29 protein-coding genes and 1 tRNA gene are annotated in these 22,991 nt (G+C 67.4%); 23 read left to right on the top strand and 7 right to left on the bottom strand.

All coding sequences use genetic code 11. The annotated features are described in order from the left end of the window. Window positions 1–116: 116 nt before the first annotated feature. The 17 genes from ACK4FB_RS08900 (at window position 117) to ACK4FB_RS08820 (ending at window position 10,225) form a co-directional block, all read left to right on the top strand. The gene (locus ACK4FB_RS08900; RefSeq protein ID WP_409750765.1) at window positions 117–707 is read left to right on the top strand and encodes a hypothetical protein; all 591 of its coding nucleotides are present in this window, start codon (window positions 117–119) and stop codon (window positions 705–707) included. After that, on the top strand, window positions 707–1,066 hold the full coding sequence (locus ACK4FB_RS08895; protein ID WP_409750763.1) for a hypothetical protein: 360 nt from the start codon (window positions 707–709) through the stop codon (window positions 1,064–1,066). Before ACK4FB_RS08900 ends, ACK4FB_RS08895 begins: the two co-directional genes overlap by 1 nt. 162 nt (window positions 1,067–1,228) lie before the next feature. Continuing rightward, window positions 1,229–1,495: a DUF2312 domain-containing protein gene (locus tag ACK4FB_RS08890; protein WP_409750760.1), complete on the top strand. Its 267-nt coding sequence runs from the start codon at window positions 1,229–1,231 to the stop codon at window positions 1,493–1,495. A 1-nt stretch (window position 1,496) separates the two neighbouring features. After that, on the top strand, window positions 1,497–1,748 hold the full coding sequence (locus tag ACK4FB_RS08885) for a hypothetical protein (RefSeq protein WP_409750757.1): 252 nt from the start codon (window positions 1,497–1,499) through the stop codon (window positions 1,746–1,748). After that, the gene (locus ACK4FB_RS08880) at window positions 1,745–2,059 is read left to right on the top strand and encodes a hypothetical protein (RefSeq protein WP_409750754.1); all 315 of its coding nucleotides are present in this window, start codon (window positions 1,745–1,747) and stop codon (window positions 2,057–2,059) included. The genes ACK4FB_RS08885 and ACK4FB_RS08880 overlap by 4 nt, the downstream gene beginning before the upstream one ends. 226 nt (window positions 2,060–2,285) lie before the next feature. After that, entirely contained in the window at window positions 2,286–3,257 is a 972-nt protein-coding gene (locus tag ACK4FB_RS08875; protein ID WP_409750751.1) for a hypothetical protein, read from the top strand. Further along, window positions 3,254–3,454 (top strand): hypothetical protein, encoded by a 201-nt coding sequence (locus tag ACK4FB_RS08870; RefSeq protein WP_409750748.1) that lies wholly within the window; start codon window positions 3,254–3,256, stop codon window positions 3,452–3,454. Before ACK4FB_RS08875 ends, ACK4FB_RS08870 begins: the two co-directional genes overlap by 4 nt. After that, window positions 3,451–3,756 carry a hypothetical protein gene (locus ACK4FB_RS08865; RefSeq protein ID WP_409750745.1) on the top strand — a complete coding sequence of 102 codons (306 nt, stop codon included), beginning with the start codon at window positions 3,451–3,453 and terminating at the stop codon, window positions 3,754–3,756. The genes ACK4FB_RS08870 and ACK4FB_RS08865 overlap by 4 nt, the downstream gene beginning before the upstream one ends. A 22-nt stretch (window positions 3,757–3,778) precedes the next feature. Next, the gene (locus tag ACK4FB_RS08860) at window positions 3,779–4,072 is read left to right on the top strand and encodes a hypothetical protein (protein WP_409750743.1); all 294 of its coding nucleotides are present in this window, start codon (window positions 3,779–3,781) and stop codon (window positions 4,070–4,072) included. Then, the gene (locus ACK4FB_RS08855; RefSeq protein WP_409750740.1) at window positions 4,069–4,722 is read left to right on the top strand and encodes a hypothetical protein; all 654 of its coding nucleotides are present in this window, start codon (window positions 4,069–4,071) and stop codon (window positions 4,720–4,722) included. Before ACK4FB_RS08860 ends, ACK4FB_RS08855 begins: the two co-directional genes overlap by 4 nt. Then, window positions 4,719–4,895 (top strand): hypothetical protein, encoded by a 177-nt coding sequence (locus ACK4FB_RS08850; protein ID WP_409750737.1) that lies wholly within the window; start codon window positions 4,719–4,721, stop codon window positions 4,893–4,895. The genes ACK4FB_RS08855 and ACK4FB_RS08850 overlap by 4 nt, the downstream gene beginning before the upstream one ends. A gap of 9 nt (window positions 4,896–4,904) precedes the next feature. Further along, window positions 4,905–6,245 (top strand): hypothetical protein, encoded by a 1,341-nt coding sequence (locus tag ACK4FB_RS08845; RefSeq protein WP_409750735.1) that lies wholly within the window; start codon window positions 4,905–4,907, stop codon window positions 6,243–6,245. 150 nt (window positions 6,246–6,395) lie between these two features. After that, window positions 6,396–7,691, top strand: coding sequence for a DNA polymerase IV (locus ACK4FB_RS08840; protein WP_409750732.1), 1,296 nt, complete (start codon window positions 6,396–6,398; stop codon window positions 7,689–7,691). Then, entirely contained in the window at window positions 7,688–8,146 is a 459-nt protein-coding gene (locus tag ACK4FB_RS08835; RefSeq protein WP_409750729.1) for a RidA family protein, read from the top strand. The genes ACK4FB_RS08840 and ACK4FB_RS08835 overlap by 4 nt, the downstream gene beginning before the upstream one ends. After that, window positions 8,143–9,300, top strand: coding sequence for a GNAT family N-acetyltransferase (locus ACK4FB_RS08830; RefSeq protein ID WP_409750726.1), 1,158 nt, complete (start codon window positions 8,143–8,145; stop codon window positions 9,298–9,300). Before ACK4FB_RS08835 ends, ACK4FB_RS08830 begins: the two co-directional genes overlap by 4 nt. A gap of 54 nt (window positions 9,301–9,354) precedes the next feature. Then, window positions 9,355–9,756: a hypothetical protein gene (locus ACK4FB_RS08825; protein WP_409750723.1), complete on the top strand. Its 402-nt coding sequence runs from the start codon at window positions 9,355–9,357 to the stop codon at window positions 9,754–9,756. A gap of 34 nt (window positions 9,757–9,790) precedes the next feature. Then, the gene (locus ACK4FB_RS08820) at window positions 9,791–10,225 is read left to right on the top strand and encodes an HIT family protein (RefSeq protein WP_409750720.1); all 435 of its coding nucleotides are present in this window, start codon (window positions 9,791–9,793) and stop codon (window positions 10,223–10,225) included. On the opposite strand, the gene ACK4FB_RS08815 is transcribed toward ACK4FB_RS08820, so the two are convergent. After that, complete coding sequence (locus tag ACK4FB_RS08815) at window positions 10,222–10,557, bottom strand: DMT family protein (RefSeq protein WP_409751116.1); 336 nt, start codon at window positions 10,555–10,557, stop codon at window positions 10,222–10,224. The genes ACK4FB_RS08820 and ACK4FB_RS08815 overlap by 4 nt on opposite strands. A gap of 118 nt (window positions 10,558–10,675) precedes the next feature. Here ACK4FB_RS08815 and ACK4FB_RS08810 point away from each other — a divergent pair. The 3 genes from ACK4FB_RS08810 (at window position 10,676) to ACK4FB_RS08800 (ending at window position 12,244) form a co-directional block, all read left to right on the top strand. Next, window positions 10,676–10,751 (top strand) — tRNA-Thr (locus ACK4FB_RS08810). Between the two features lie 75 nt (window positions 10,752–10,826). Next, entirely contained in the window at window positions 10,827–11,687 is an 861-nt protein-coding gene (locus ACK4FB_RS08805; RefSeq protein WP_409750717.1) for a hypothetical protein, read from the top strand. 173 nt (window positions 11,688–11,860) lie between these two features. Further along, the gene (locus ACK4FB_RS08800) at window positions 11,861–12,244 is read left to right on the top strand and encodes a c-type cytochrome (protein ID WP_409750714.1); all 384 of its coding nucleotides are present in this window, start codon (window positions 11,861–11,863) and stop codon (window positions 12,242–12,244) included. Window positions 12,245–12,312: 68 nt separating this feature from the next. Here ACK4FB_RS08800 and ACK4FB_RS08795 read toward each other — a convergent pair whose 3' ends face one another. The 4 genes from ACK4FB_RS08795 to ACK4FB_RS08780 form a co-directional block, all read right to left on the bottom strand. Then, a complete protein-coding gene (locus tag ACK4FB_RS08795) occupies window positions 12,313–15,456 on the bottom strand; it encodes an efflux RND transporter permease subunit (RefSeq protein WP_409751114.1) in 3,144 nt (1,047 codons plus the stop codon). Then, window positions 15,456–16,583: an efflux RND transporter periplasmic adaptor subunit gene (locus ACK4FB_RS08790; RefSeq protein WP_409750711.1), complete on the bottom strand. Its 1,128-nt coding sequence runs from the start codon at window positions 16,581–16,583 to the stop codon at window positions 15,456–15,458. Before ACK4FB_RS08790 ends, ACK4FB_RS08795 begins: the two co-directional genes overlap by 1 nt. Window positions 16,584–16,699: 116 nt before the next feature. Next, a complete protein-coding gene (locus ACK4FB_RS08785; RefSeq protein ID WP_409750708.1) occupies window positions 16,700–17,431 on the bottom strand; it encodes a hypothetical protein in 732 nt (243 codons plus the stop codon). Window positions 17,432–17,454: 23 nt separating this feature from the next. Then, entirely contained in the window at window positions 17,455–18,219 is a 765-nt protein-coding gene (locus ACK4FB_RS08780) for a class II aldolase/adducin family protein (RefSeq protein WP_409750706.1), read from the bottom strand. A 302-nt stretch (window positions 18,220–18,521) separates the two neighbouring features. On the opposite strand from ACK4FB_RS08780, the gene ACK4FB_RS08775 reads away from it, so the two are divergent. The 3 genes from ACK4FB_RS08775 (at window position 18,522) to ACK4FB_RS08765 (ending at window position 20,839) form a co-directional block, all read left to right on the top strand. After that, complete coding sequence (locus ACK4FB_RS08775; RefSeq protein WP_409750703.1) at window positions 18,522–19,472, top strand: DUF2336 domain-containing protein; 951 nt, start codon at window positions 18,522–18,524, stop codon at window positions 19,470–19,472. Between the two features lie 49 nt (window positions 19,473–19,521). Continuing rightward, window positions 19,522–20,301, top strand: a complete 780-nt coding sequence (locus ACK4FB_RS08770) for an NAD kinase (RefSeq protein ID WP_409750700.1) — start codon at window positions 19,522–19,524, stop codon at window positions 20,299–20,301. Window positions 20,302–20,362: 61 nt separating this feature from the next. Beyond that, window positions 20,363–20,839 (top strand): Hpt domain-containing protein, encoded by a 477-nt coding sequence (locus tag ACK4FB_RS08765; protein WP_409750697.1) that lies wholly within the window; start codon window positions 20,363–20,365, stop codon window positions 20,837–20,839. Window positions 20,840–20,848: 9 nt separating this feature from the next. Here ACK4FB_RS08765 and ACK4FB_RS08760 read toward each other — a convergent pair whose 3' ends face one another. Both ACK4FB_RS08760 and ACK4FB_RS08755 read right to left on the bottom strand, forming a co-directional pair. Then, the gene (locus tag ACK4FB_RS08760; RefSeq protein WP_409750694.1) at window positions 20,849–21,988 is read right to left on the bottom strand and encodes a DUF2336 domain-containing protein; all 1,140 of its coding nucleotides are present in this window, start codon (window positions 21,986–21,988) and stop codon (window positions 20,849–20,851) included. A 96-nt stretch (window positions 21,989–22,084) separates the two neighbouring features. After that, entirely contained in the window at window positions 22,085–22,879 is a 795-nt protein-coding gene (locus ACK4FB_RS08755) for a transglycosylase SLT domain-containing protein (protein ID WP_409750691.1), read from the bottom strand. Window positions 22,880–22,991 lie beyond the last annotated feature (112 nt).

Genomic DNA, 22,991 nt, shown 5'->3' with positions numbered 1-22,991 from the left:
AATCGGCATGTTTGACGAAATCGGTCACAAGTGTGGGTATGAGTGAGACCCGCGACCGAAACCGACGTAGCGAAGCGCGAAAGGAAAACCTTCAGCGCAACGCCCCTGCCATCGAGATGATCAGGGCATCCGAGCGCACCAACGCCGAAGTGGCCGCCTATCTGTCACGTCGGCTTCAGCGGGACTTCCAGCATTACCAGGTCAGCCGCATCCTGTCGGGCGAACGGAAGGTCCAGGCCGACGAGCTGGAGGCGCTGCGCGAGCTGGCCGCCGCGCCGGTTTCATCGCCCGCCGCCACGCCGGTCCTCACGGACACCGACGAAGTCCAGCCTCTGTTCGGCTACGCCAACGGCGCGGGCCAGACCCTGCGCCTTAACGAAGACAGCGTCGTGGCTGTAGTGCCCCTGCATCCGGCCCAGCGGGGCAGCCGCAACGCCTATGCCTTCATCTGTTTCGGCGACAGCGTTTCAACGCGGCTCCAGCACGGTGACACGGGCTACGCCCTGCGCAACCGCCCGCCCTTCCGCAACCAGCTGTGCGTGGTCCGGCTCCAGACCGGCGAGGCCCTGGTCAAGTTCTACGACAGTCAGGACGACCGCACCCTGCACCTCTATGAGACCTACCCCAAACGCGCGCCGGTCAGCGTGGCGCTGCGCGAGGTCGAAGGACTGGACGCCGTGGTGGGCTCCACCTTCGGAACCGGCTGATGCGACCCGGCCGGCCCTATCATGTTCCCAGCGCGATCTGGGCGCTGATCGGGACCGGCGCCTTCATCGCCGCCGTGCTGGCGGAACGCTACGCGGGTGGCGGCTCCGCCATCTTCATGGCTCTTGCGCCCTTCGCGGGCTTGACCGCCGCCCTCGCCAGCCGCCGCACCGACTATCGCAGTCCGACGCCTGACGAAGCGCGGATCCTGCTGGCTGCCGAACGCCTCACCGGACACACCGACCTGAACGTGGTGAAACTGCCGCGCTCGCGGCGCGTCTGGGCCGACGCAATCCTTACCGGAACAGGGGTCGCCCTCGGCGTCATCGTCATCGCCCTTGCGATTGGCGACACCTATTGACGATTTTCGTCTTGACGATTTTCGCAAACTAGCATCCACATCCCCCGGTCACCGCCGCGCCGGTCGGTGCCGATCGCCCGAATTCCTACTCCCAACCGCAGCGGGCGAAGGGTCGGGGACGCCAGGCGCGGCGGTGACACCTTTCAACGGGAGGCTGTCGCCATGAACGACCAAACCGCGCACCCCGACGTCCTGAACGCTTCGGCTCAGGGTCGCCTGCGCACCATCATCGAACGCATCGAGCGGCTGGAAGAGGACAAGGCCGCCATCCTCGGCGACATCAAGGAGATCTTCGCCGAGGCCAAGGGCGAGGGCTACGACGTGGCCACCCTGCGCAAGGTCATCGCCCGCCGGAAGAAAGACCGGGCCAAGGCCCAGGAAGAGGACGCCATTCTGGACCTCTACCTCGCCGCCCTGGGGGAGGTCTGACATGGGGACCGCCTATGATCGCGGCCCGCTGCAGGGCCTCCCGCTGCGCGGCCTGGGCCGCCCGCACATCGGCGCCTATTGCCCCGACGCCGAGGCCGCCGACCACGAAGAGCTGATGAAGCCCATCGTGGACCGCGCGCCCTCCCCCATCGCGTGGCAGTCCCGCCGCGAACCCCGCCACACCGGCGCGCGCACCCTGATCCTGACGGCGATCGCTTGCGCCGTCCTCCTGCTGATGTGGTGGGTGTCATGAAGGACCAGCTGGAAGCCCTCGAACCACACCTGGCGGCGCTTGAAGAGAGCTATGTCCTGATGGGTTTCGAGAGAAAGCCGGGCGCGTTCCGCGTCTGGTGGGGCGCGGGCGACGAAACCACGGCCATGGACCTCGAGGCCGGTGCGCACCAGCTGCTGCGGGCCATCGCCGGGGCGGAGGCCGACCGGGACGATGATTGCCGCACCTGCCCGGCCTGCACCGCCCGCCTGGCCCGCGTCCGCGCGGCGCTGGCCGCGCTCGAGGAAGGCGGGCTGATCGCCTCGCCCACGCCCGAAGCGGTCCGGCATTGACCGCCGCGCCCTGCCCTCTGGTCGCCGCTGGTGACGCGCTCCCCGGTTGGGGCGTGTCCGTCGGGCGGCGGCCGGACGGGCCGTGGCGCGCCCAGTTGACCAACCCCCAATGGCACCGGCTCGCCTCATCGCCGGACACCATGGGCGTCATCGTCACCGGCGAAGGCGCCTCTCCCTCTGACGCTCTCAACGCGGCCCTCGCGGCCGTCCACTCAAGGAAGACCCCATGACCAAGAAGGCTCAATCCAGGCGCACCGACCCGCTGGACCGCGACGGCGACGGCGACCCCGGCGGCTCCCTGCCCGGCAACAAGACCGCGCCCTATATGCAGGGCGCGGACGCCCCGGCCGACACCGCAACCGAAGCCCGGGCGCCGGACGCCAACCCCGACGGCGCCCCCAACCGCCCCGACGACGGACCGCCCAACAGCGACGCCGAACCGCCCGCCGATCCCCCGGCCGACGCGCCCGCCGAACAGGCCGCGCAGGATCCGCAGCCGTGGACCCGCGACGACGCCCTGATCATCCTGAAGCTGGCGGACGCGGGCCTCGACATCGACCCGGCCCACATCGGCAGCCTGACCGAAGAGGCGGTCAAGGCTTGGTCCGACGAAGACGCCCAGGCGGCCGAACGCTGGGCCGACCAGATGACCGCCGACGGCGCGCACTTCAACGACGAGCAAGGCGCGTGGGTCACGGGCGATCTGGAAACGATCGAACGCCCGGAAGTCGTGGCCCGCCATGAAGCGTGGACCGAAGAGCAGCTCTCCGCCACCAAGTCGGCATTGGCCGAGGCGTTCCAGCGCATCGACGCCGCCACGTCGGAGACCGCCCCCACCTTCACGCCGGAGGAAATCGCCGCCGCCAAGCGCGGCGTCGCCGGCGAGGACGGCGAGACTGTGGATCAGCCCGACGCGGTCAAGGAGGACCTGGCCGTCATCCAGACGGACGAGGCCCCCGTGGCCGTTCGCATCCGTGAGCTGAAGGCGTTGCTCGATCACCGCCGCCTCTACCGCACCGAGGACGGGTACAGCGCCACCCAGCACCCGCCCTTCATCAGCAACGAGACCGTCGAGGCGTGGAAGCGCGCGGGCCTGTGCGAGGACGTCCCCTCGGCCGGGCGCATGGGCGGCGTCAAGCCGACCGCCAAGGCGCGGCAGCAGTTCAACCAGCTGGCGGCGGAGCACGGCGGCCGATGACCTCTGACGTCCTCGATCTGCAGGCTGTGCTCCATGCGCTCAAGGTCGCGGCCTGGGTCGCGGCCGTGTGCATGGTGCTCTGGATGATCGCCGACACTGAGGGAGGCGCGGACCATCGCCCGCGCTGGCGCGCGCCCGTGACCATCGCCCTGATCGCCCTGGCCTTCGGGCTTCATGCTCTCAGGACCGCGCCATGACCCCTGACGTCCTCGATCTGCACGGCGCCGCCGCGGAGCTGGACGTCACTTACGACTGGCTCCAGCGTCACTGGCGCACGGAGCCGGGCTTCCCCTGGCCGCACAAAGGCGGCGGCCGGGGGCAGTCCCCCCGATGGGCGCGCGCGCTCATCATCGCCTTCAAGCACGGCCAGCGCTTCCCCCGGCCGGACCAAGCCGACACCGCCGCCCCGGCGCCGGGTTACGACACCCACGCCAACGACCGTCACCCCACGCCGCCCGCCGACCGCGTCGCCGCCCTCCTGGCGGCGGCGGGCGGGTAGCCAAACCCAAGAGGAACACCCCATGTTCGCTTCATTCCGCCGCGCCTGGACGCGCGCGTTCAATCCCCCCGCGCCGATCGCCAAGCCCTTCGATCTGCCGCCCAGCCGCGAGCGCATCGAGATATTCATTCTCGGCGGCAGGGCCAGCGGCAAAACCCTTCTGGCCCACCAGCTGGTCGCGCGGTTGAGCCCGGAAGACCGGCGGCGCGTCACGATCTTCAGCGGTTATCCCAGCGCGATTATCCCCCTGAAGAGGCCGCACGCCGGCCAGTTCCGGCTGGACACGCGCCAGATGGAAGAGGAGCACCGGGGATGACCGTCAAACCGGAACCCAAGCTGATCGCTCGCCAGCAGATCATGCACTACGTGCTGAGCTTCTGCCTGTCGCGGCAATACGATGTCGCCAAGGCTGAAGAAGAACAGGGCGGCCAGAAATATGCAGGCCTCGACGCGTTCGTAGGCGGCGGCTTCGGCGATGCGCAAGTCCAGGTCGGTGATCTGGTCGTGCTCAGTTCGGCTCCGCCATCAAAGTGGATCATCGGCTGGCTGGTCGAAACGCGCGAGACCAATCCCGGCTGGCCGGAATATCTGATCGAAAGCCTCGAAGACGGCGCCCTCTGCTGGTGGCACAACGTCGGCCTATCCTATCTGCCGCGCCGCCTCGTCGCTCTCCATCCCGAGTGGCGCTGGACTGACCGGCAATGGGCCTTCAAACACCGATGGTGGAAGGTCTGCTACGGCGAAAAGGACGCCTATATCGTGCGGCCCTTGATGCCTGAATTCGGGGCCGGATTTGAAGTCACGCTCGGCACGCGGACGTCGCATGGCTGGGACGACATCCGCCCAACGCGCTCCTTCCCCGACTGGCGCAAGGTCACCAAGGCCATGATGGCCGCCGCCTATGATGAATGCGTGGCCGAACGGGAAGCGATCCGCATCCAGCGAGAAGCCGAGGCCGCCGCATGACCCCGCGCACCTTCCCCTGCCGCCCGCATCACGTCCCCGCCTGGGTCGCCGTGCCGGACACCGACGACATGCCCGAGGATGACCCGGACCTGGCCGCCCTCGAGCGCGAGCTGGCCGACCTCGAGCGCCGCAACAACCGCCCGCCCTTGACGCCGCGCCAGACCTCGGACTGACTGCACCCCATGCCGCCCCGACCTTCCGCCCCCGCCAACCTCCGCAACGGCCTGAAATGGCGCGACGGCCGCCCGCGCTGGGAGCCGTCGCCGGCGAACCGCGCCATGGGCTTCGCAGGACTGGACCTGCGCGCGGCCGACGGGGCGTGGATGGACCGCGGCGCGGCCATCGCGGCGGCCGACGCCCGCAACCTCTGGGCCGCCCTGGTGCGCCTGGCCGCCCGTGACGACGACGAGGGCGGCAAGGCCCGCCGCGATCTGCGGGCCGCCCTCAATCAGCTGTCGCCCGTCCCCGCCGACCCGCACGCCCGCCGCCTGGTCGCCGACCTGATCGAACGCGGCCGCGCCGTGCTCGAGAACAGGGAACCGGACGTCACCGCCGCCCTCGCGCGCGGGCCCCGCACGGTTCAGGCCATGATCGACGGCTTCTTCGCCGATCGCCGAGCCATGACCCGCATCGCCGCCGCGACACAGGAAGCCTACCGCGTCCATTCGAAAAAGCTGGCCGCCCGCTTCGGCGCCCTGCAGGTCTCCGAAATCACCCCCGGCAAGCTGAAGGCGTGGCACGACGACCTGGTCGACCAGATCTCTTTGTCCACCGCCAACGCCGCCCTGGGCGCGGCGGGCGCCATGTTCCGCTGGGCCTGCTGGCAGGATCCGCCGTGGATTGAGCGTTCGCCCTACGACAAGCTGGACCTGCCGTCGCCGGATGGCCGCATCGTGTTCTGGGAGCTGGACGAGGAACTGGCCTTCATCCCCTGGTGCGACGCCAACGGCTACCCCGACGTGGCCGACGGCCTGACCCTGGGCCTGTGGAGCGGCGCGCGCCCCATCGACATGTGCGCGGCGGACCTGCACGAGCTGGCCAGTGCGACCTGGCGCTATGTGCCCACCAAGACGCGGCGCAAGTCCCAGGAGGCCCTGCCCGGCCTGCTGCAGCCGGTCCGCGACCGGGTCGCCCGCCGCACGGCCGAGGTCGCGGCCGACCCGTCCCTGCGCTATCTGAACGCCGCGCCCTACCTGTGGGACCCGGTCGGCCGACGCCGGCACACCACGCGCTCGCTGCGCTACCGCTACAACGCCGCCCTCGAGGCCGCCCTGAAGGCCAGGGCCGTGCCCGAGACCCTGACCGACAAGCGCGTGCAGGACACCCGCGACACCTGCGTGACCCGCCTCTATGACGCCGGCGTCTCCCTGACGCGGATCTGCAGCTGGGGCGGCTGGAGCGAGAAGAGCCGCGACACCATCCTGCGCAATCACTACCTGCACCTGCGCGAGACCGGCGCCATCGAGGACGCCGAAAAGCTGCGCCAGTGGGCCGGGCGTCAGGGCCTCGCCCTCTCCGCCTGACCGGAACAAACCGGGCGCGAAGTCGGACGTCCGACTTCCTCAAAGTCGGAAATCCCCCTGCGAAGTCGGACGCCCCATTGCGCCACAAGGGTTTCCGCGCCCATCTTTAACGGGCGCGTTTATGTTGGCGTGAAGGGCGAACACCGGACGATGAAGGCCATCTGCCGCGACTGTCTGTGGACCGGCGACCAAGCGGTTTCGCGCTGTCCTGGGTGCGGCTCGCCGCGCGTGGTGGCCCACGAGGAACTGGACCGGCTGACCATCGCCCACCTGGACTGCGACGCCTTCTACGCCTCGGTGGAGAAGCGCGACCGGCCGGAACTGCGCGACAAGCCGGTGATCGTGGGCGGCGGCAAGCGGGGGGTGGTGTCCACGGCCTGCTATGTGGCGCGGCTGTACGGAGTCGGTTCGGCCATGCCCATGTTCAAGGCGCTGAAGGCCTGCCCGGAAGCGGTGGTCGTCAAGCCGGACTTCGCCAAATACAAACATGAGAGCGGCCGCATCCTGGGCGCGCTGGCGACCCTGACACCCTTGATCCAGACCCTGTCGCTGGACGAGGCCTGGGCCGACCTGTCCGGCACCGAACGGCTGAACGGCGGCCCGCCCGCTTTCCAGCTGATCCGGCTGCAGAAACAGATCGAGGAGGAGACCGGCCTGACCGTCTCCATCGGTCTGGCGCCCAACCGGTTCCTGGCCAAGATCGCGTCGGAACTGGACAAGCCGCGCGGCTTCTCGGTGATCGGCGCGGCGGAAGCGAAAAACCTGCTGGCCGACAAGCCGGTCACCATCCTGCCCGGTGTGGGCAAGGTGTTTTCCAGAAGCCTGCGCAGCGACGGCTACGCCACGGTCGGTGATCTGGCCCGCGCGGAGGTCAAGGACCTGGTGCGGTCCTACGGGGAATCGGGCCTGCGCCTCCATGACCTGGCCCACGCTCGCGACGCGCGCCCGGTCAACCCGGACCACGACCGCAAGGGCATGAGCGCCGAGACCACCTTCAACGATGACCTGAGCACGCTCGAGGCTCTGGAGGCCGAGCTGTGGCCCCTGTGCGAGAAACTGGCGGCCAAGGCCCGGCGCGACGGGGTCGCCAGTCGGGTGATCGTGCTGAAGCTGCGGGCCACCGACTTCCGGCTCTATACGCGGCGGCGCACCGTGCCCGACCCGATCCAGACCGCGCGCGGCCTGTTCGCCGTGGGCCGCGAGCTGCTGAAGCCCGAGATCGGCCGTCCGTGGCGGCTGATCGGCATCGGCATGGCCGACATCGTGGACGCCGAGGACGCCCCCGCCGGACTGTTCGCCCATGATCAGAGCCGCGCCCTGAAGACCGAAACCACCATCGACGCCCTGCGGGAAAAGTTCGGGGCGGGGGCCGTGGTGGCCGGGCGGGCGTTGAAGCCGGGCGGCGGGACGTCTAAATCCCGTGCAAAGCCTCAGGAGCCCTCATGACCATCGAAGCCCGCCTCAAAGACCTCGGCATCGAGTTGCCCAAGCCCGCCGCCGCCGTGGCCAACTATGTGCCGTTCGTGCGCGCCGGCAATCTGGTCCACATCTCGGGTCAGCTGTCGAACGACGCCAGTGGCGGCATCAAGGGCACGGTGGGCGATGACGTGGATCTGGAGACCGCGGTGGCCGGCGCGCGCCTGTGCGGCATCAATCTGGTGGCCCAGATCAAGGCCGCCTGCGAGGACGATCTGGAGCGGGTGGTGCGCATCGTCAAACTGGGCGGCTTCGTCCAGGCCGCGGGCGACTTCATCGAGATCCCCAAGGTCATCAACGGCTGTTCCGACCTGATGGTGGACGTGTTCGGCGATGCGGGCCGCCACGCCCGCTCGGCCGTGGGCGTCTATCGACTGCCGCTGGGCTTCGCCGTCGAGGTGGACGCCGTCGTCGAGGTGCGGTGAGCACCGACGCCGACTTCATTCTGAAGGTTCACGGCCGCATCGCCCAGATCGGCCAGGGCGCCTGGGACGCCTGCGCGGCGCCCACGGGCGATCCGTTTGTGAGCTTTGACTTCCTTGACGCCTGCGAGGCGGCGGGTTGTGCGGTGGAGGCGCAGGGCTGGGGCCCGCGCCACCTGTCCCTGCACGGGCCGGACGACGCCGTGCTGGGGGTCATGCCGCTCTATCTGAAGGGCCACAGTCAGGGCGAGTACGTCTTCGACCACGCCTGGGCCGACGCCTATGAGCGGGCGGGCGGACGCTACTATCCCAAGCTGCTGTCGGCGGCCCCCTTCACCCCGGTGACGGGGCCGCGCCTGCTGAATGCGCCGGAGACCGACGCCGCCGCAGTGGGCGCCGCCCTGCTGCAAGGCGCGCGCACCCTGTGCGACCGCACCGGCGCCTCGTCCCTGCATGTGAACTTCCCGGACGCCGGTCAATGGCGGCTGATGGGCGAGCAGGGCCTGCTGCTGCGTCAGGACATGCAGTACGTCTGGCGCAACGACGGCTACGCCGCGTTTGACGACTTTCTGGCCGCCCTCTCCTCCTCCCGGCGCAAGACCATCCGGCGCGAGCGGCGCGAGGCGCAGGCGGGGCTGGACATCCGCGTGCTGACCGGGCGTGACATCACCGAGGCGCACTGGGACGCCTTCCACGCCTTCTATCTGGACACCGGCGACCGCAAATGGGGCCGCCCCTATCTGAACCGGGCCTTCTTCAGCCTGATCGGCGAACGCATGAGCGACCGCATCGCCTTGGTCATGGCCTTCGACGGCGAGCGGCCCATCGCCGGGGCGCTGAACTTCATCGGCCGCGACGCCCTGTATGGTCGCCAGTGGGGCACGCTGGAGGACCGGCCGTTCCTGCATTTCGAGCTGTGCTACTATCAGGCCATCGACTTCGCCATCGCGCGGGGCCTGTCCCGGGTCGAGGCGGGGGCGCAGGGCGAGCACAAGATGGCCCGCGGCTATCTGCCCACGCCGGTCTATTCGGCCCACCACATCGCCGACCCTCTGCTGCGCGAGCCGGTGGCGAACTATCTGGATCAGGAACGCCCCGCCGTCGCCGCCGAGATCGAGGCCATGACGGCGGAATACTCGCCGTTCCGCACCTCGTGATCTCGACAAACAGCGCCGCCACGGGGACTATTGGACAAGCCATGGAGGAAAGACATGCGCGCAGCACCGATCTTGTCCGCCATCGTCGGCCTCTGCCTCGCCGGTTGCGCGACGACGGGACGGTCTCCCGACCTTCTGCCTATGCGGCTGATCGGCCCGGATGAAAGCTGGTCCGGTGAACTGACCCGACAAGGTGTGAGCATCACCGGCCCCCAAGGCCTCTTTACAAATGGCCCGGAGAACATCGTGCATCTGTCCGCCTCGCCGAGCATGATCATGATGAACGCCGAGGTCAGTGAGACGGACTATGTCAGTGTGCTGCTGATCCAGGAGTCCTGCGCTGCGAATGGGCGAAACTACGCCTACAGCGCCTATTTCGGGGCCCGCCGTGCGGTTGAAGGCGACTATGTGCTTCGGGGCTGTGCGGAACCTTCCCGGCGCGTCCGGGGGCGTTGATTTCCACCATCACAAATCGAGAAAGAGCCCGCGCATGAGCCTTCACGGCGCCTATGACCCTGACAACATCTTTGCGAAGATCCTGCGCGGCGACATCCCGGCGGTGAAGGTGTGGGAGGACGACCACGTTCTGGCCTTCATGGACGTTTTTCCGCAGTCCGAGGGCCATGTGCTGGTGATCTCGAAGACCTCCACCGCCCGCAACATGCTGGAGATCGAGCCCGAGGCGCTGGCGCGGATCACAGAGGCGGTGCGGCGGCTGTCGGTGGCGGTGGACAAGGCGCTGAAGCCCGACGGGATCACCATCAGCCAGTTCAACGGCGACGCGGGCGGCCAGACGATTTTTCACCTGCACTTCCACATCGTGCCCCGCTGGGCCGATCGCACATTGAAGGGCCATGGTCACGCGCCGATGGCGGAGGCCGACGCCCTGCGGGCTCTGGCGGACCGGATCGCCGCCGAACTCTAGGTCGGGAACGGCCCCCTGAAAACGAACCAGGCCCCGGTCGCGATGAACAGGAACCCGGCGGCGTGGTTCAGGGTCAGCTTCTCGCCCAGGTAAGCTACCGAGAACACGGCGAAGACCGTCAGGGTGATGACCTCCTGCATGGTCTTCAGCTCGGCGGCGGAATAGACTTGATGGCCCATGCGATTGGCGGGTACGGCCAGCCAGTATTCAAAAAAGGCGATGGCCCAGCTGACCATCACCACCACCCAAAGAGCCCGGTGAGGAAACTTCAGGTGGCCATACCAGGCGAAGGTCATGAACACGTTCGACATGACCAGCAGCAGGACGGGCATGACGTAGGCTCCCAGGGCGGCGCCTTGGGGCGCGGGCATCGAGAACGGCATCGTTCGGCTCGAACTCCATACCCCGCTTGCGGTGGGGCGACTCAGCCATCATAACGCACCCGGAAGCGCCGGTTTAGCTCAGCTGGTAGAGCAGCGGTTTTGTAAACCGAAGGTCGCGGGTTCGATTCCTGCAACCGGCACCATTCCTTTTTGACTTGGCCTTCCCCTGGAACCGGCGTTTTATGCGACCAGCGTTCTATCTCTGGGAGGATGACGTCATGAAAGCGATTCTTATCGGGATCTCGGTGCTGCTGGCTTACGCCGCCGCCGCCTCGGCGCAGTCGCCGATTCAATCATCCGATGACCTTCCCACCTATGAAGAGGTCGGTCTGCGATGGGAACGGCCTCCTTCGGTTCGCGACATGGCGCGACAGCATCAGGTTTCGACGCGGGCGCGTGGCCGCCGCGGCATGGCCGAAGTCGCCTGTACGCCGCGGGTGGACGGACGGCTGAATTGCGAGGTCATTTACGAGGATCCCGACGACCTTTATTTCGGGCGCGCCGCACTGGAAGTCATGCGGCGAGTCAGGGTCACCTCGGTAGACGGCTATTCTCCTGAAGGGCGGACCTTCGGCTATCGACTGCGCTTCGGAAATTGGCCGGAAAGCGCGCTGCCGGATCGCTACCATCCGGTGGATCAAGGTCTCCGCTGGACACGGCGTCCGGAACTCGCGGGACTCCACCCAGGCGGATCGTTCACCGGGCAGGAAGCTTCGGCCCGTTTCGACTGCGTGGCGCGGGCCGACGGCTCACTGGACTGCGTAGCCGCCCAGGATCAGGTCGCCGACCGCAGCTTTGTCAGAGCGGGGCTGCTCAGTCTGGCCGAGGCGCGCGTCCAGCGAGTGGATGGCGGGCCGCTTGCCGGATCACCGCTGACGTGGACGTTCCGTCTTGTCCGACACAGCAACTGTGCGGGTGGTTCAGGCAGGACAAGCGACCCGGACACCGGCAGAGGCGTAGCTTCCGCCCTTGATCCAGCCTCCTCATATGACGCCTTCGGCGCCGAAGGCGCGGGAGGAACCCAGGGATCACAGCCTTTCACCGGAAGCTGCATGAGCGCAGTAGTCCAGATGCATTGACCCGGAGTGATCCTGTCGACACCATTCAGCCTGCGCCAGTGCTGGAGGTTGGAGTGACACGTTGTCTGTCGATCGTCGCCGGTGCGGCCCTTCTTCTTTCCGGCTGCGGAGATAGCGGATCAGGTCCGGCCGCACCTGAGGTTCAGCGCGCGGCATCACCGCAAGAGCGGCGCGTGCTCGGCGATGAGGAGCGCGCCGCGATTCTGGCGTCCCTGCCCCTGCCCTACAGCGAGGCCGATACGGAAAACGGCCGTCGCGTCTTCGCTCGGTGCCGGTCGTGTCACACCCTGCCCGAGGGCGGGCCGAACATGACGGGCCCCAACCTGTGGGGTGTGTTCGGACGCCAGGCCGGGTCATTGGCGGGTTACAACTATTCCCCGGCCCTGCGCGAGGCGGATTTCACCTGGACGGCGGAACAGCTTGATTCCTGGCTGAACAATCCGCGGGGCTTCCTGCCCGGCAACAAGATGGCGTTCGCCGGCGTGCGCGACGAGACGGACCGCCGCGACCTGATCGCGTGGCTCAAGGTGGAAACCGGCTACGGTCCGGAGACCTGATATCCGGTCTCTGCCGGGGGATGAGCGGAAAAGAGTCGCGACCGCTCAACGACTCAACCGAGCAGGCCCTACTCCGCCGCGTGCCTGACAGCGTCGTTGGCGGCCATTTCCTGCGCTTCCCATTCCTCGATCTTGCGGGCGGTGTACTCGGGCGACCGGGTGAAGCGCGCCAGGGCCCCGTAGATCACCGGGACCACGAACAGGGTCAGCAGGGTTGCGAACAGGGCCCCGGAGAAGATCACCACGCCGATGGTCTGGCGACTGGCCGCGCCCGCGCCCTGCCACAGCACCAGGGGCAGGGCGCCGAAGGCCGTGGCGATGGACGTCATGATGATCGGACGCAGGCGAAGCGAGGACGCCTCGATGATCGCCTCACGCACGCTTCGGCCTTGGTCGCGCAACTGGTTGGCGAACTCGACAATCAGGATTCCGTTCTTCGCCGCTACCCCGATCAGGATGATCAGGCCGATCTGGGAATAGATGTTCAGGCTGGACCCCGCCATCAGCAGGCCGAACAACCCGCCCGCCGCGGCGAGCGGCACGGTCAGCATGATCACCGCAGGGGTGATCCAGCTCTCGAACTGCGCGGCCAGAACGAGGAACACCAGGATCAGGGCCAGACCGAAGGCCAACGCCACCGCGCCACCCGCCTCGGACTGATCCCGCGCCGCGCCGCCCCAGCGAACAGTGGCCACGCCTGCGGGCTGTTCCGCCGCCTGCTGCTCGAAGAAGGCCACGGCGTCGGCGATGGTGTAGCCCGGATTCAGGTCGGCGCTGAGGGTGATCTCCCGCTGGCGATCCAGCCGGCGGCGGTCCGGCGTATCGCCTGACGTCTGGGTCTGGACGACGGAGGACAGGGGCACGAGTTGTCCCGACCCGGTGGTGACATAGAGCGCGCGCAGGTCGTCGATGCTGGTCCGGTTCTCACGCTCGGTCTGGAGAATGACGTCATACTCCTGACCGGCCCGGATATAGGTGGTGGCGCGACGCGAGCCGAACATGGTCTCCAGCGTCCGCCCGATGTTCTGGGACGATACGCCCAGGGCGGCGGCCTGCTGCGGATCCACGTCCACCAGCAGGCGCGGTGCGTTGGGCTCGTAGTTCAGACGGGGCCGCGACAGGCCGGGGTTGTCCAGGGCCGCATTCATGATCGGCTGCACCCAGTCGTATAGCCGCTCGTATTCAGCCCCGACCATAATGAAGTCCACAGAGTTGCCGCCTCCGCCGCCCCGCTGGAAGGAACCGGGGGTGGACGCATTGACCTGGGCCCCCGTCTGGTTGCGCAGGCTGCGGTTCAGTTCCTGGGCGATATCCGCCGCCGAACGATCACGCTCACTCCAGTCTGACAGGGCCAGGATGGCGTTGCCGCCGTTGAATCCTCCTCCCCATCCCGGCGCCGAAATCATGTAGGACGTCGCCTCGCCGGTCCGATGGTACTCGGCCACCAGGGGCTCAAGGCCCAGCATGATGTCACGGGTGTAGTTGTAGCCGGCGCCTTCCGGCCCCTGGACCCTCACCATGACACGGCCCCGGTCCTCATTGGGAACCAGTTCGTTAGGCAGGATCATGAAGACGCCCATGGCGCCGGCGGCCAGGAACAGGACCAGGACCGCCACCCCTGCAATGGCCTTGCGACCGCCCAGAAGACTTTCAAGGGAGGCGCGATACGACCGCTTGAGGCGATCCATGCCCGCGTCCACCCGGCGGGCGAGCCAGCCCTGTCCCGAGGCGGGACGCAGGATCTTGGACGCCATCATCGGGGACAGGCTCAGCGCCAGGAAGGCGGAGAACACGATCGCCGCGGTAATGGCCACCGCGAGTTCCACGAACAGCCGGCCCACATAGCCGGGAAGGAACATGAGCGGCGCAAAGACGGCCACCAGAACGATGGTGGTGGCCACAACCGCGAAGAACACCTGGCGCGCGCCCCGTTCTGCGCCCACCAGCGGGGGCTCTCCGTGATCAATGCGGCGCTGGATGTTCTCGGTGACGACGATGGCGTCATCCACCACCAGGCCGATGGCCAGCACCAGGGCCAGCAGCGTCAACAAATTCAGGGAGAACCCGAACGGCGCCAGGACGATGAAGGTGGACAGAAGGCAGATCGGCGCGATGACGGACGGGATGACCGCTGCACGCAGGGTGCCGAGGAAGACGAAATTCACCAGCGCCACCAGGGCGAGTGCGATGCCGATGGTGATCCAGACCTCTTCAATGGCGTGTTTGGTGAAGACCGAGTTATCGGTGCCCACAACCAGTTCCGAGCCCGGCGGCAAGCCCGGCTGGACTTCCTCGACCAGAGCACGCACGCCATTGGATATTTCCAGGTCATTGGCCTGGGACTGGCGTGTGATGGCCAGACCGATCTGGTCCAGACCGTTGCCGCGGAACAGGCGGCGATCCTCTGCGGGAGCCTCTTCGACCCGCGCGATATCGCCGAGGCGGGTGACGTACTGACCGTCGCCGGCCCCGGCGGGACTGACCGGCAGGCTGGCGAAGTCCTCGGGAGTGGCGTAGTTGCGCGCCACCCGGACCGTGTAGTCCTTGTCCACCGATTCCAGCGTTCCGGCCGGAAGTTCGATGTTCTGTCGGGTCAGGGCGGATTCCACATCGGTGACCGTCAGACCCCGGGCGCCAAGGGCGGCGGCGTCCAGCCAGATTCGCATGGCGTAGCGCTGCTCGCCATATATCTGCACTGCGGCCACCCCCGGCACCACGGAGAACCTGTCCACCAGATAGCGGTCCGCGAAGTCGGTCAGCTCCAGGCGGGTCATGGAGTCCGAGCGCAGGAACAGAATCATGATGGGCTGGCCGTCAGTGTCGGCCTTGGCCACCTCAGGCGGATCGGCCTGGTCCGGGAGGCTCCCGAGCACACGCGAGATACGATCGCGCACGTCGTTGGCGGCCGCATCGATGTCGCGGTCCAGCGAGAACTCGATCGTGACCCGGGATCGTCCGTCACGGCTGGATGACGTCACACGCTCCACGCCCTGAATGCCGGCGATTCGTTGCTCAATGGGTTCGGTGATCCGGCTCTCGATCACTTCGGCCGACGCGCCGGGGTAGTTCGTGGTGATGGAGACGATAGGCGGATCCACATCCGGCAATTCGCGCACCGGCAGGAAGAAGAAGGCCGCCGCGCCGATCACGCACAGCACGATGGCCGCCACCGCCGCGAAGACGGGGCGCCGGACCGAAATGTCGGACAGCATCATGGTGCGATCGTCCGCGACGGATCGTCGGCTGCGGGAGCGCCGGGCGGCGTCGTGCGGGCAACTTGCACGGCAGCGCCCGGCTGGATGCGGTTCAGTCCGGAGCCGATCACACGGTCGCCTGCAGAAAGGCCGCTGACGATCTCGACCATGCCGTTCTCGACCACGCCGGTCTGAACCTCCACCCTTTGGGCCGTGCTGCGCTCGCCGTCGGAGGCGATCCGGTAAACAAAGGCGCCGGAGCCTTGATACTGCACGGCCGCCTCGGGAACCGCCGGGGCCGGACGGTCGCCGCGCCTGACCGATACCCGCATGCTCATGCCGGGCCGAACGGCGCCGTCCGTATTGGCGAACTCGGCCCGCGCCGTCATGGCCCGGGTCTGGGGATCGACCCGCGTGTCAAGCTGGGCGATCTGGCCCGAGAACTCGCGGTCGGGATAGGCCTCGGCGCGGGCGGTGATGGGCGTGCCGGAAGACAGGATCGGCAGGTAGCGTTCCGGCACCGGGAAATCGACGCGGATCACCGAAATATCATCCAGGGTGGCGATGACGGCGCCCGGGTTGACCAGCGTACCGGCGGTGACGGTAGACAAGCCCAGAACACCCGCGAAGGGCGCGCGGATCATGCGTTCGCCCCGACGCGCCTGGGCCGCCTCAAGGGAGGCCTGCGCCAGATCGAAATCTGTCCGGGCCTGTTCGGCGGTGACGCGAGGGGCGATGCCACGCTCAGCCAGAGCTTCCCAGCGCTCCATGTCGCGCCTGGCCTGTTGAAGGCGGGCTTCGGCTTCGATGATCCCGGCGTCCTGCTGGTCGGCGCGAAGCTGGACCAGAGGCGCGCCTGCCGCCACGCGCTGACCGTCGGTGAAGTACACCCGGGTGATCAGTTCGGTGGCGTTCGAGGTGATGTCAACGGAGCGACGGCCGCGCGCCACGCCCAGCACCTCAATACGATCACTGAAAGTACGGGAGACGACCTGGACCTCTGACACTTCCTGGGCGCCGCGCGGCCCCCCGGGTCCGGCGCCGCCGGCCTCATCACCAGCGAAGGCGATACGCAGAACGGCCGCCGCCACCATGAGGGCGACGACACCCGCAGCTGCGAAAATGAAGAAATGTCTTTTCAGCACAGAAACGGTCCGGCGTGTTCGGGAAAGCGAGCACTTATAGGTTGACGCACGCAGGGCAACCTCGTTTTCAATAACGTGATGAAGTTACGGAATCCGTCGCTCACGGATGCGCGATTTCAAAATCGCCGCCATATGGCCAGGACCGGGCCGCTGGATATGGGACTTTCACGCCCCCAGGCCGTGCGCCGCCAGCCCGCCTGAACACTCCAGTCGCCCAGATCCCGAACGACGGTGGTCTCCATATTGGCCCAGCGAGCGCCCTCATCGGCTGCCCCGGCGAACACCTGGGTCAGGACGGACCAGCCAGGCGCCAGCTCCGCCCCCGCCGTAAGGTCCAGCCGCGTCTCATCCGCCAGGCCGTCACGAAACCGGCGCGCCAGCTGGGCTTCCACGAACGCCCCTCGCCGGTCGAAGGATCGTCCCGCCAGCAGCCGCAGCTCCCAGTCGCTGTCTCCGGCCCCGGGCGGGGCATAGACGGCATTGCGCGCGTCGCCGCCGCGGGCGTGGGCGACCTGCACGCCGAGCACGTTCCAGTCGTCGCGCCAGACGTTGAACCGCACGCCAAGCTCCACAGGCCCGCGACCCCGGTAATCACCGAAAGCGTCCTCGCCATCCTGCCAGTCGCCCTTCATCTGCAGTGTGATGCGGTCCGTCAGGCCGTGTTCCAAGAAGCCGCCCAGCACCTGATCGATCCGGGGCGCCGGTAAATCCGCGCGCTCGCCGAACGGGTCGTAACCCGTGTCGGCACGCATGTGCTCGTACTTCACAATGACCTGTGTCTGGCCCTTGGGCGTGGGCCATGCGCCGGCGCGCGCTTCGCCAGAGGCCAGGATGAGCAACCCGGCCATCAGTCCCCTGACAGCCGGCGATCTCAGGCGTCGTATCCCGGTGAGCGCCGGTTCAACTGGCGCAGGGCCCCGGGCCAGGCCAGGGCCGAGATGAAGGGCAGGCCGCGGCCCTGCTCCCGGGTTTCAGCCTGGGCCGCGTCCGGCGCGGTCAGAACGCCGTCCCGTCCCGCGCTGAGAGCGCCGACCTGCTGACGACACGCCCGCTCCAGAAAGAAGATGGCCACCCACGCGGCCGCCGCAGTCTCCCCCACCGCCATTGTGCCGTGGTTGCGCAGGAGCATCAGGGGCTTGTCACCCAGATCGGCCACCAGACGTTCCCGCTCGTCATGGTTCAGCGCCAGCCCCTCATAGCCGTGATAGGCCACCTGATGCTGGAGCAGGCACGCGTTCTGGCTGAGGGGCAGCAGGCCCTCTTTCTGCGCCGCCACCGCCACGCCTGCATCGGTGTGCAGGTGGATGACGAATTTCGCGTCCTCCCGCGCCGCATGGACCGCCGAATGAATGGTGAAGCCTGCAGGATTGATGAAGTTTGTGGTGTCCTGAACGACATTGCCATCCAGATCGACCTTGACCAGCAACGAGGCGGTCATCTCCTCGAAATAGAAGCCATAGGGGTTGATCAGGAAATGGTGCTCCGGGCCCGGCACGCGGGCCGAGATGTGGGTGAAGATCATGTCGTCCCACCCATGCAGCGCGACCAGCCGGTACAGCGCCGCCAGATCCACCCGAACCTGCCATTCGGCCTCGGAAACCTTCGATTTCAACGAAGTCGATGCGCCGTCGGCCATGACCATCTCCCAAAGGCAACTCCAGACCCGTCAACGTCGCGCCATGCACCGCGAGCGTCAAGGTTAGCGGCGCGTTAACCCCGTTTTCACTCCGCACGGCGAAGCTGGACTGCGGTGGAATCGCCGCCGAAATCCCTGAGAGGCGTGTCGTGGCTCCTGCCCTGTCCAGCGCGAAAACCGCTCCCGCTGATCTTCTCTCCCTGGCCAGAAGCCGGGATTCAGCAGACCAGCAGCGCCTGCTACGGGGCGTCGCGGCCATGTGCGAGGCCACGCCCCCCCGCCCTGGAGATCCCTCACACGCCTTGCTTGGTGAAATCTTCCTGGTCCTTGCGGCCAGGGCTGAGCGGGACATCCGCAGAACCCTCTCCGAATGCCTTGCGAGCGCTGACTGGGCGCCGCCGGCCCTGATCAACACCCTGGCGATCGACGAGATCGAGATCGCCCGGCCTGTGATCGCCGCCAGTCCGCTGCTCAAGGATCAGGAACTGCTGAAAATCCTCGTCGAGTGCACCATTGAGCACCAGATCGAGGTGGCGCGCAGGCCCCGTATCAGCGGCCGTATCGCCGACGCCATCATTGAAGGCGGCGAGCCGGCCGTGCTGACGGCCCTTGCCGGCAACCGCACGGCGGAAGTCAGCGAGGCGGCGGTCCGCAGGTTGGTGGAAGCGTCCCAGCGCATCGCGGCCCTGCGCGCGCCCCTGGTGCGCCACCCGGCCATGAACGATCAACTGGCCCGACAACTGTACGCCTGGGTCGGTCAGGCCTTGCGGCAAGCGCTTCAGGAGCGTTTCCAGGTGGATGCTCCGGCCCTCAGCGACGCCATCGACGAAGCTGTGCGCGCGGCCTACGCGCGCAAGGGCGAAACGGCGCCCACGCACAATCAGGACGACCCCGCCCGCGATGAAATGGAGCGGCGCCTTGTGGCCAAGATGGACGCCTCGGGTCAGTTGCGGCCGGGCTATCTGATCCGGGCGATACGTGAGGGACGCCTGAGTCTTTTCGAGCACGCCCTGGCCACGCTCGGGGGATTTCCCCTGGCGCAGGTTCGCGAGGCTGTGCGCGCTGACACGCCCGAGCCCCTCCGGCTGGCCTGCGCCGCAGTAGGGATTGATCGAGCCGTTTTTCCCGCCTTGCTGGACGAAACTCGCAAGCTCAGCGGCGGATTTCCTGCGGGAGACCTGCGCAAGGCCCGCTTCCTGGAGCGTTCGGGCGAAAGCGCCGCTCGGGCTTTTCGCGCCCATCGGGCCGCGTGATTGATCGTGAGCGTTTGACTTCCGGCCTCGCGTCCGCTTGCACTGAGGCGTGAATACGCTCCCCTCCTCCCCGCGCATCGCCTTCGCCGCCAGCGACCGGCCGGACGCGCTCGCCGCGCGGGACACGCTGGCGAAGCGATACAAGTCGTTCCCCGTCGAGGAAGCCGACGTGGTTGTGGCGCTGGGCGGCGACGGCTTCATGCTGGAAATGCTTCACGCCCAGATCGAGCGGCACGCCCCGGTGTTCGGCATGAACCGGGGCTCAGTCGGCTTCCTGATGAATGAATACGGGGAAGAGGACCTGCTTGATCGTCTGTCAAAAACGGTTCGCACCATCATTCATCCTCTGGAGATGCGGGCCTGGACCAGCGATGATCACATCCAGTCCGGGCTGGCCATCAACGAGGTCTCGCTGCTGCGCCAGACTCGTCAGAGCGCCAAACTTCGCATTCTGGTCGATGGCAGGGTGCGTCTTGAGGAACTGAGTTGCGACGGGGCGCTGGTGGCCACGCCGGCCGGGTCAACCGCCTACAATCTTTCGGCGCACGGCCCGATCATTCCCCTGAACTCCAGAATGCTGGCGCTGACGCCCATCAGCGCCTTCCGGCCCCGCCGCTGGCGGGGCGCCCTGCTTCCCCACGACTCCGAAGTCTGCTTCGAAATCCTTGAAGCGGACAAGCGCCCGGTCAGCGCTGTGGCGGACAACTACGAGGTCCGGCGCGTGCGGAAGGTCGAGGTGCGGGAACGGCGCGATATCGCCCTGACCATGCTGTTCGACGCCGACCGCTCCTTCGAGGAACGGGTTCTCGCCGAGCAATTCACCGCCTGAGTCACGGGTTCTTAAACCTGCCATCGGATACTGGGAGCATATTGCTCTTGGAGTCGTCGCCGTGAACAAGTCCGCACAGGTCATCCAGCCGTCCAATACCCTGCGCCAGAAGGTGGGTGGCGGCTTCGGTGGAATCGACGCCGGCGCCATCGCCAAGGCCGAGCAAGCCCTGGCCGCCATGGCCGACCAGTTCGGCGAATGGCTGCAGGACGAGATTGTGAAACTGGACGCCGCCTGGACCGCCATTCAAGCCGAAGGTTATACCCCTGCCACCGCCGAGGCCCTTTATTTCCGGGCTCACGACCTGAAGGGGCTGGGCGGCACCTACCAATATCCCCTGGTTACACGCCTCGCCGGATCGTTCTGTCGGCTGCTGGACGACCCTGCAGCGCGCATGAGCACTCCTCTGCCGCTGCTGGAGGCCCATGTTCTGGCCATCAAGGCGGTGGTGCGCGACAAGATCCAGACGGACGAGCACCCGGTCGGACGCGCCCTCGCTGAAGAGCTTGAATCCAAGGTCGCCGTTTACAAGAGCTGAACCGTCGACTCAGGCCGCGTTGGCGGCCTGAATTGCGGGTTCCGGCGCCCGGTCCAGACGCTCCAGAAGATAACCCAGGTCCTCGCGGCCCGTGTTCGGCCGCTGCGTCAGGAAACGCTCCAGCATTCTCTGCTGAAACGCCTTGCCGTCTGGCGTGACGCCTTCGGCCTGCATGCCCCGCCAGGTGTCGACCCCGGCCCGGAAGGCCTGGAACAGGCGGGGCGGCAGGCCGGCCCGATCATAGATCGCTTTCAGGCCCAGCGGACCGGCGTCGTGGACCATCAGCCATGCGCGCTCATGGGACACGCCGGCCAGCTCCGATAATCCATGCTCGAAAAAGGCCATCTGCCCCCGGGCAAGCCCGCGCAGCAGAAGGGAGGGAGTCAGGGCCTTGCGCGCATTCAGGGTGGCCACGAAATCCGCCAGATTCGCCGATGCTTCAGCCTGATCGATCAGATCGACCGTAGCCCTTTCACGGGTGAAGCTGGCCAATTGAATGGCGACCTCAGGGGTCAGGGCATGGCGGCTGACCAGGTGCTCACGCACCGCCTCACTGGCCAGTCCGATCAGCCTTTCCGTAATCGCCACCGGCAGCACGGGCCGGTAGGCCAGGGCCGTCACCAATTCCGCCGATTCCGAGAACCGTTGAATCGCGCGGCCCATCGCGCTCTCGGACAGATCCGCATTGTCATTGGCGGCCAGGGTGCGTACGGCCGGTTCGCCGGCCTCGGCGGCGATGACATCGCTCACGTCGCGCGAAACCTTCGGACGCCCGGCCACCGCGACCTGACGCGCGGAGGAGCCGCTGCGCACGATCTCGATCAGGTCATCGTCGGAAAAGGAGGGCGAGAAAGCGATGATGGGCATGGCCACGCTGTCCACGTCCCTGGCAAGGCGGCGAGCCACGTCCTGCGGAAGAAGGTCAGACGACTTCAAAGTCACCGACAGGGCGCGACGAACCATCTCGGCCACATCGCCCGCAAGAACACGCATGATCTTTTCGGCGGCTGCGCGATCGACCGGGGTCAGGGCGGCCCTGTCGATCGCGCGGCAAAGCTTGTGCGCGGCGGTCGCGCGCTCGTCGTCATCCCCGCTCCTGATCAGGCAATGCAGGTCGAGGTCGGTGAGACGGGCGCGAGAGGCGATCATGCGGGCTTCCGGAAATCAGGACCCGAGAATGGACGCCGCATCCTTAATGTGGCGTTTACCGTACCGCCCGGATTCGGGTTTTCGAGCGTTGTTCGCTCAAGTCTGGCGCGATTCCCGTGGCGGCGCGAACGCCCTCTGGAAGGCGCCGTCATCCCCCTCACCCTGGGTTCCCAGAAGCATATTGAGCAGGTTCTGATCCTGGCTGAGGCGGTCCATCCGCGCGGCCAGCATGCGGTCCCGTTCACTCAACTGGGGGGCCGTCGGCTGCGGAGTTCCGACAGCGGGGTGGTCACCGGCCGTACGTTGCAGGTTTGCGTGGACCTCGGCCACCGTCGCCGGGCGCCCTGCTCGGTAGAATATCGACCGGTTCGCCGCCGCCGCCTGGGGGAACAGGGCTGCAGCGGAAGCGGCGGGACGCGTCGCCATCGCCTCCATCAGGGTCGCGGCGCCGGCAGGACCAAGGAAATGGGCGGCGTAGAGATCGCCGCCGCCGGGCTCCCGGCCCGTGCGTCCGCGCAGATAGGCGGCGTTGGAGGCCGCCAGTTCCGCCGCCATCACCGAGGCGGCGTGCGGATCGAAGCGCAGGTCCATGACCACATTGCGGGCAGAGCCCTGCACCCGCCAGCGGCCGTCCGGCGCCCGATGGATCAGATCTGCGTACTGGCCGTACCCGTGCCGGTGACCGTTCTGCTTGAGGGTCGCCAGCCACGTCTGCTCGATGAATTGGAACAGGCCCGCAGCGGTGGAGGTTCGCGCCTGGGCCTGGGGATTGAGCGCGCTCTCCCGGCGCGCCGTCCGCATCAGAAAGTCGAAGTCCACGCCGGTCGCGCTGGAGGCGCGCCGAATGGCCGCCTCCACGCCGCCCGATGAGGGAATCGCTCCAATGCTCATAAGGTTGACGGTCGTTTACGTTGGTTAACGAAACCCTAAACTCTGTTAACGGGAAAAGACCGTCCACAGATCGCTGCCGCAGCCATCACAGAGTGCTGATCAACCTTCGCCG

Source organism: Brevundimonas sp. (assembly GCF_046299535.1).
Classification (GTDB): Bacteria; Pseudomonadota; Alphaproteobacteria; order Caulobacterales; family Caulobacteraceae; genus Brevundimonas.
The sequence above is the reverse complement of the archived record's forward strand: the minus strand, read 5'-3'. Positions and strand labels throughout refer to the sequence as shown.

What these genes read in the sequence shown, in the direction of transcription:
- ACK4FB_RS08855 (WP_409750740.1), top strand. Translation starts at nt 4,069, where the DNA reads ATGACCGTCAAACCGGAACCCAAGCTGATCGCTCGCCAGCAGATCATG.
- ACK4FB_RS08815 (WP_409751116.1), bottom strand. Translation starts at nt 10,557, where the DNA reads ATGCCCGTCCTGCTGCTGGTCATGTCGAACGTGTTCATGACCTTCGCC.
- ACK4FB_RS08785 (WP_409750708.1), bottom strand. Translation starts at nt 17,431, where the DNA reads ATGGCCGGGTTGCTCATCCTGGCCTCTGGCGAAGCGCGCGCCGGCGCA.
- ACK4FB_RS08890 (WP_409750760.1), top strand. Translation starts at nt 1,229, where the DNA reads ATGAACGACCAAACCGCGCACCCCGACGTCCTGAACGCTTCGGCTCAG.
- ACK4FB_RS08865 (WP_409750745.1), top strand. Translation starts at nt 3,451, where the DNA reads ATGACCCCTGACGTCCTCGATCTGCACGGCGCCGCCGCGGAGCTGGAC.
- ACK4FB_RS08845 (WP_409750735.1), top strand. Translation starts at nt 4,905, where the DNA reads ATGCCGCCCCGACCTTCCGCCCCCGCCAACCTCCGCAACGGCCTGAAA.
- ACK4FB_RS08795 (WP_409751114.1), bottom strand. Translation starts at nt 15,456, where the DNA reads ATGCTGTCCGACATTTCGGTCCGGCGCCCCGTCTTCGCGGCGGTGGCG.
- ACK4FB_RS08870 (WP_409750748.1), top strand. Translation starts at nt 3,254, where the DNA reads ATGACCTCTGACGTCCTCGATCTGCAGGCTGTGCTCCATGCGCTCAAG.
- ACK4FB_RS08850 (WP_409750737.1), top strand. Translation starts at nt 4,719, where the DNA reads ATGACCCCGCGCACCTTCCCCTGCCGCCCGCATCACGTCCCCGCCTGG.
- ACK4FB_RS08780 (WP_409750706.1), bottom strand. Translation starts at nt 18,219, where the DNA reads ATGGCCGACGGCGCATCGACTTCGTTGAAATCGAAGGTTTCCGAGGCC.
- ACK4FB_RS08880 (WP_409750754.1), top strand. Translation starts at nt 1,745, where the DNA reads ATGAAGGACCAGCTGGAAGCCCTCGAACCACACCTGGCGGCGCTTGAA.
- ACK4FB_RS08895 (WP_409750763.1), top strand. Translation starts at nt 707, where the DNA reads ATGCGACCCGGCCGGCCCTATCATGTTCCCAGCGCGATCTGGGCGCTG.
- ACK4FB_RS08755 (WP_409750691.1), bottom strand. Translation starts at nt 22,879, where the DNA reads ATGAGCATTGGAGCGATTCCCTCATCGGGCGGCGTGGAGGCGGCCATT.
- ACK4FB_RS08835 (WP_409750729.1), top strand. Translation starts at nt 7,688, where the DNA reads ATGACCATCGAAGCCCGCCTCAAAGACCTCGGCATCGAGTTGCCCAAG.
- ACK4FB_RS08860 (WP_409750743.1), top strand. Translation starts at nt 3,779, where the DNA reads ATGTTCGCTTCATTCCGCCGCGCCTGGACGCGCGCGTTCAATCCCCCC.
- ACK4FB_RS08875 (WP_409750751.1), top strand. Translation starts at nt 2,286, where the DNA reads ATGACCAAGAAGGCTCAATCCAGGCGCACCGACCCGCTGGACCGCGAC.
- ACK4FB_RS08840 (WP_409750732.1), top strand. Translation starts at nt 6,396, where the DNA reads ATGAAGGCCATCTGCCGCGACTGTCTGTGGACCGGCGACCAAGCGGTT.
- ACK4FB_RS08760 (WP_409750694.1), bottom strand. Translation starts at nt 21,988, where the DNA reads ATGATCGCCTCTCGCGCCCGTCTCACCGACCTCGACCTGCATTGCCTG.
- ACK4FB_RS08885 (WP_409750757.1), top strand. Translation starts at nt 1,497, where the DNA reads ATGGGGACCGCCTATGATCGCGGCCCGCTGCAGGGCCTCCCGCTGCGC.
- ACK4FB_RS08825 (WP_409750723.1), top strand. Translation starts at nt 9,355, where the DNA reads ATGCGCGCAGCACCGATCTTGTCCGCCATCGTCGGCCTCTGCCTCGCC.
- ACK4FB_RS08805 (WP_409750717.1), top strand. Translation starts at nt 10,827, where the DNA reads ATGAAAGCGATTCTTATCGGGATCTCGGTGCTGCTGGCTTACGCCGCC.
- ACK4FB_RS08820 (WP_409750720.1), top strand. Translation starts at nt 9,791, where the DNA reads ATGAGCCTTCACGGCGCCTATGACCCTGACAACATCTTTGCGAAGATC.
- ACK4FB_RS08900 (WP_409750765.1), top strand. Translation starts at nt 117, where the DNA reads ATGATCAGGGCATCCGAGCGCACCAACGCCGAAGTGGCCGCCTATCTG.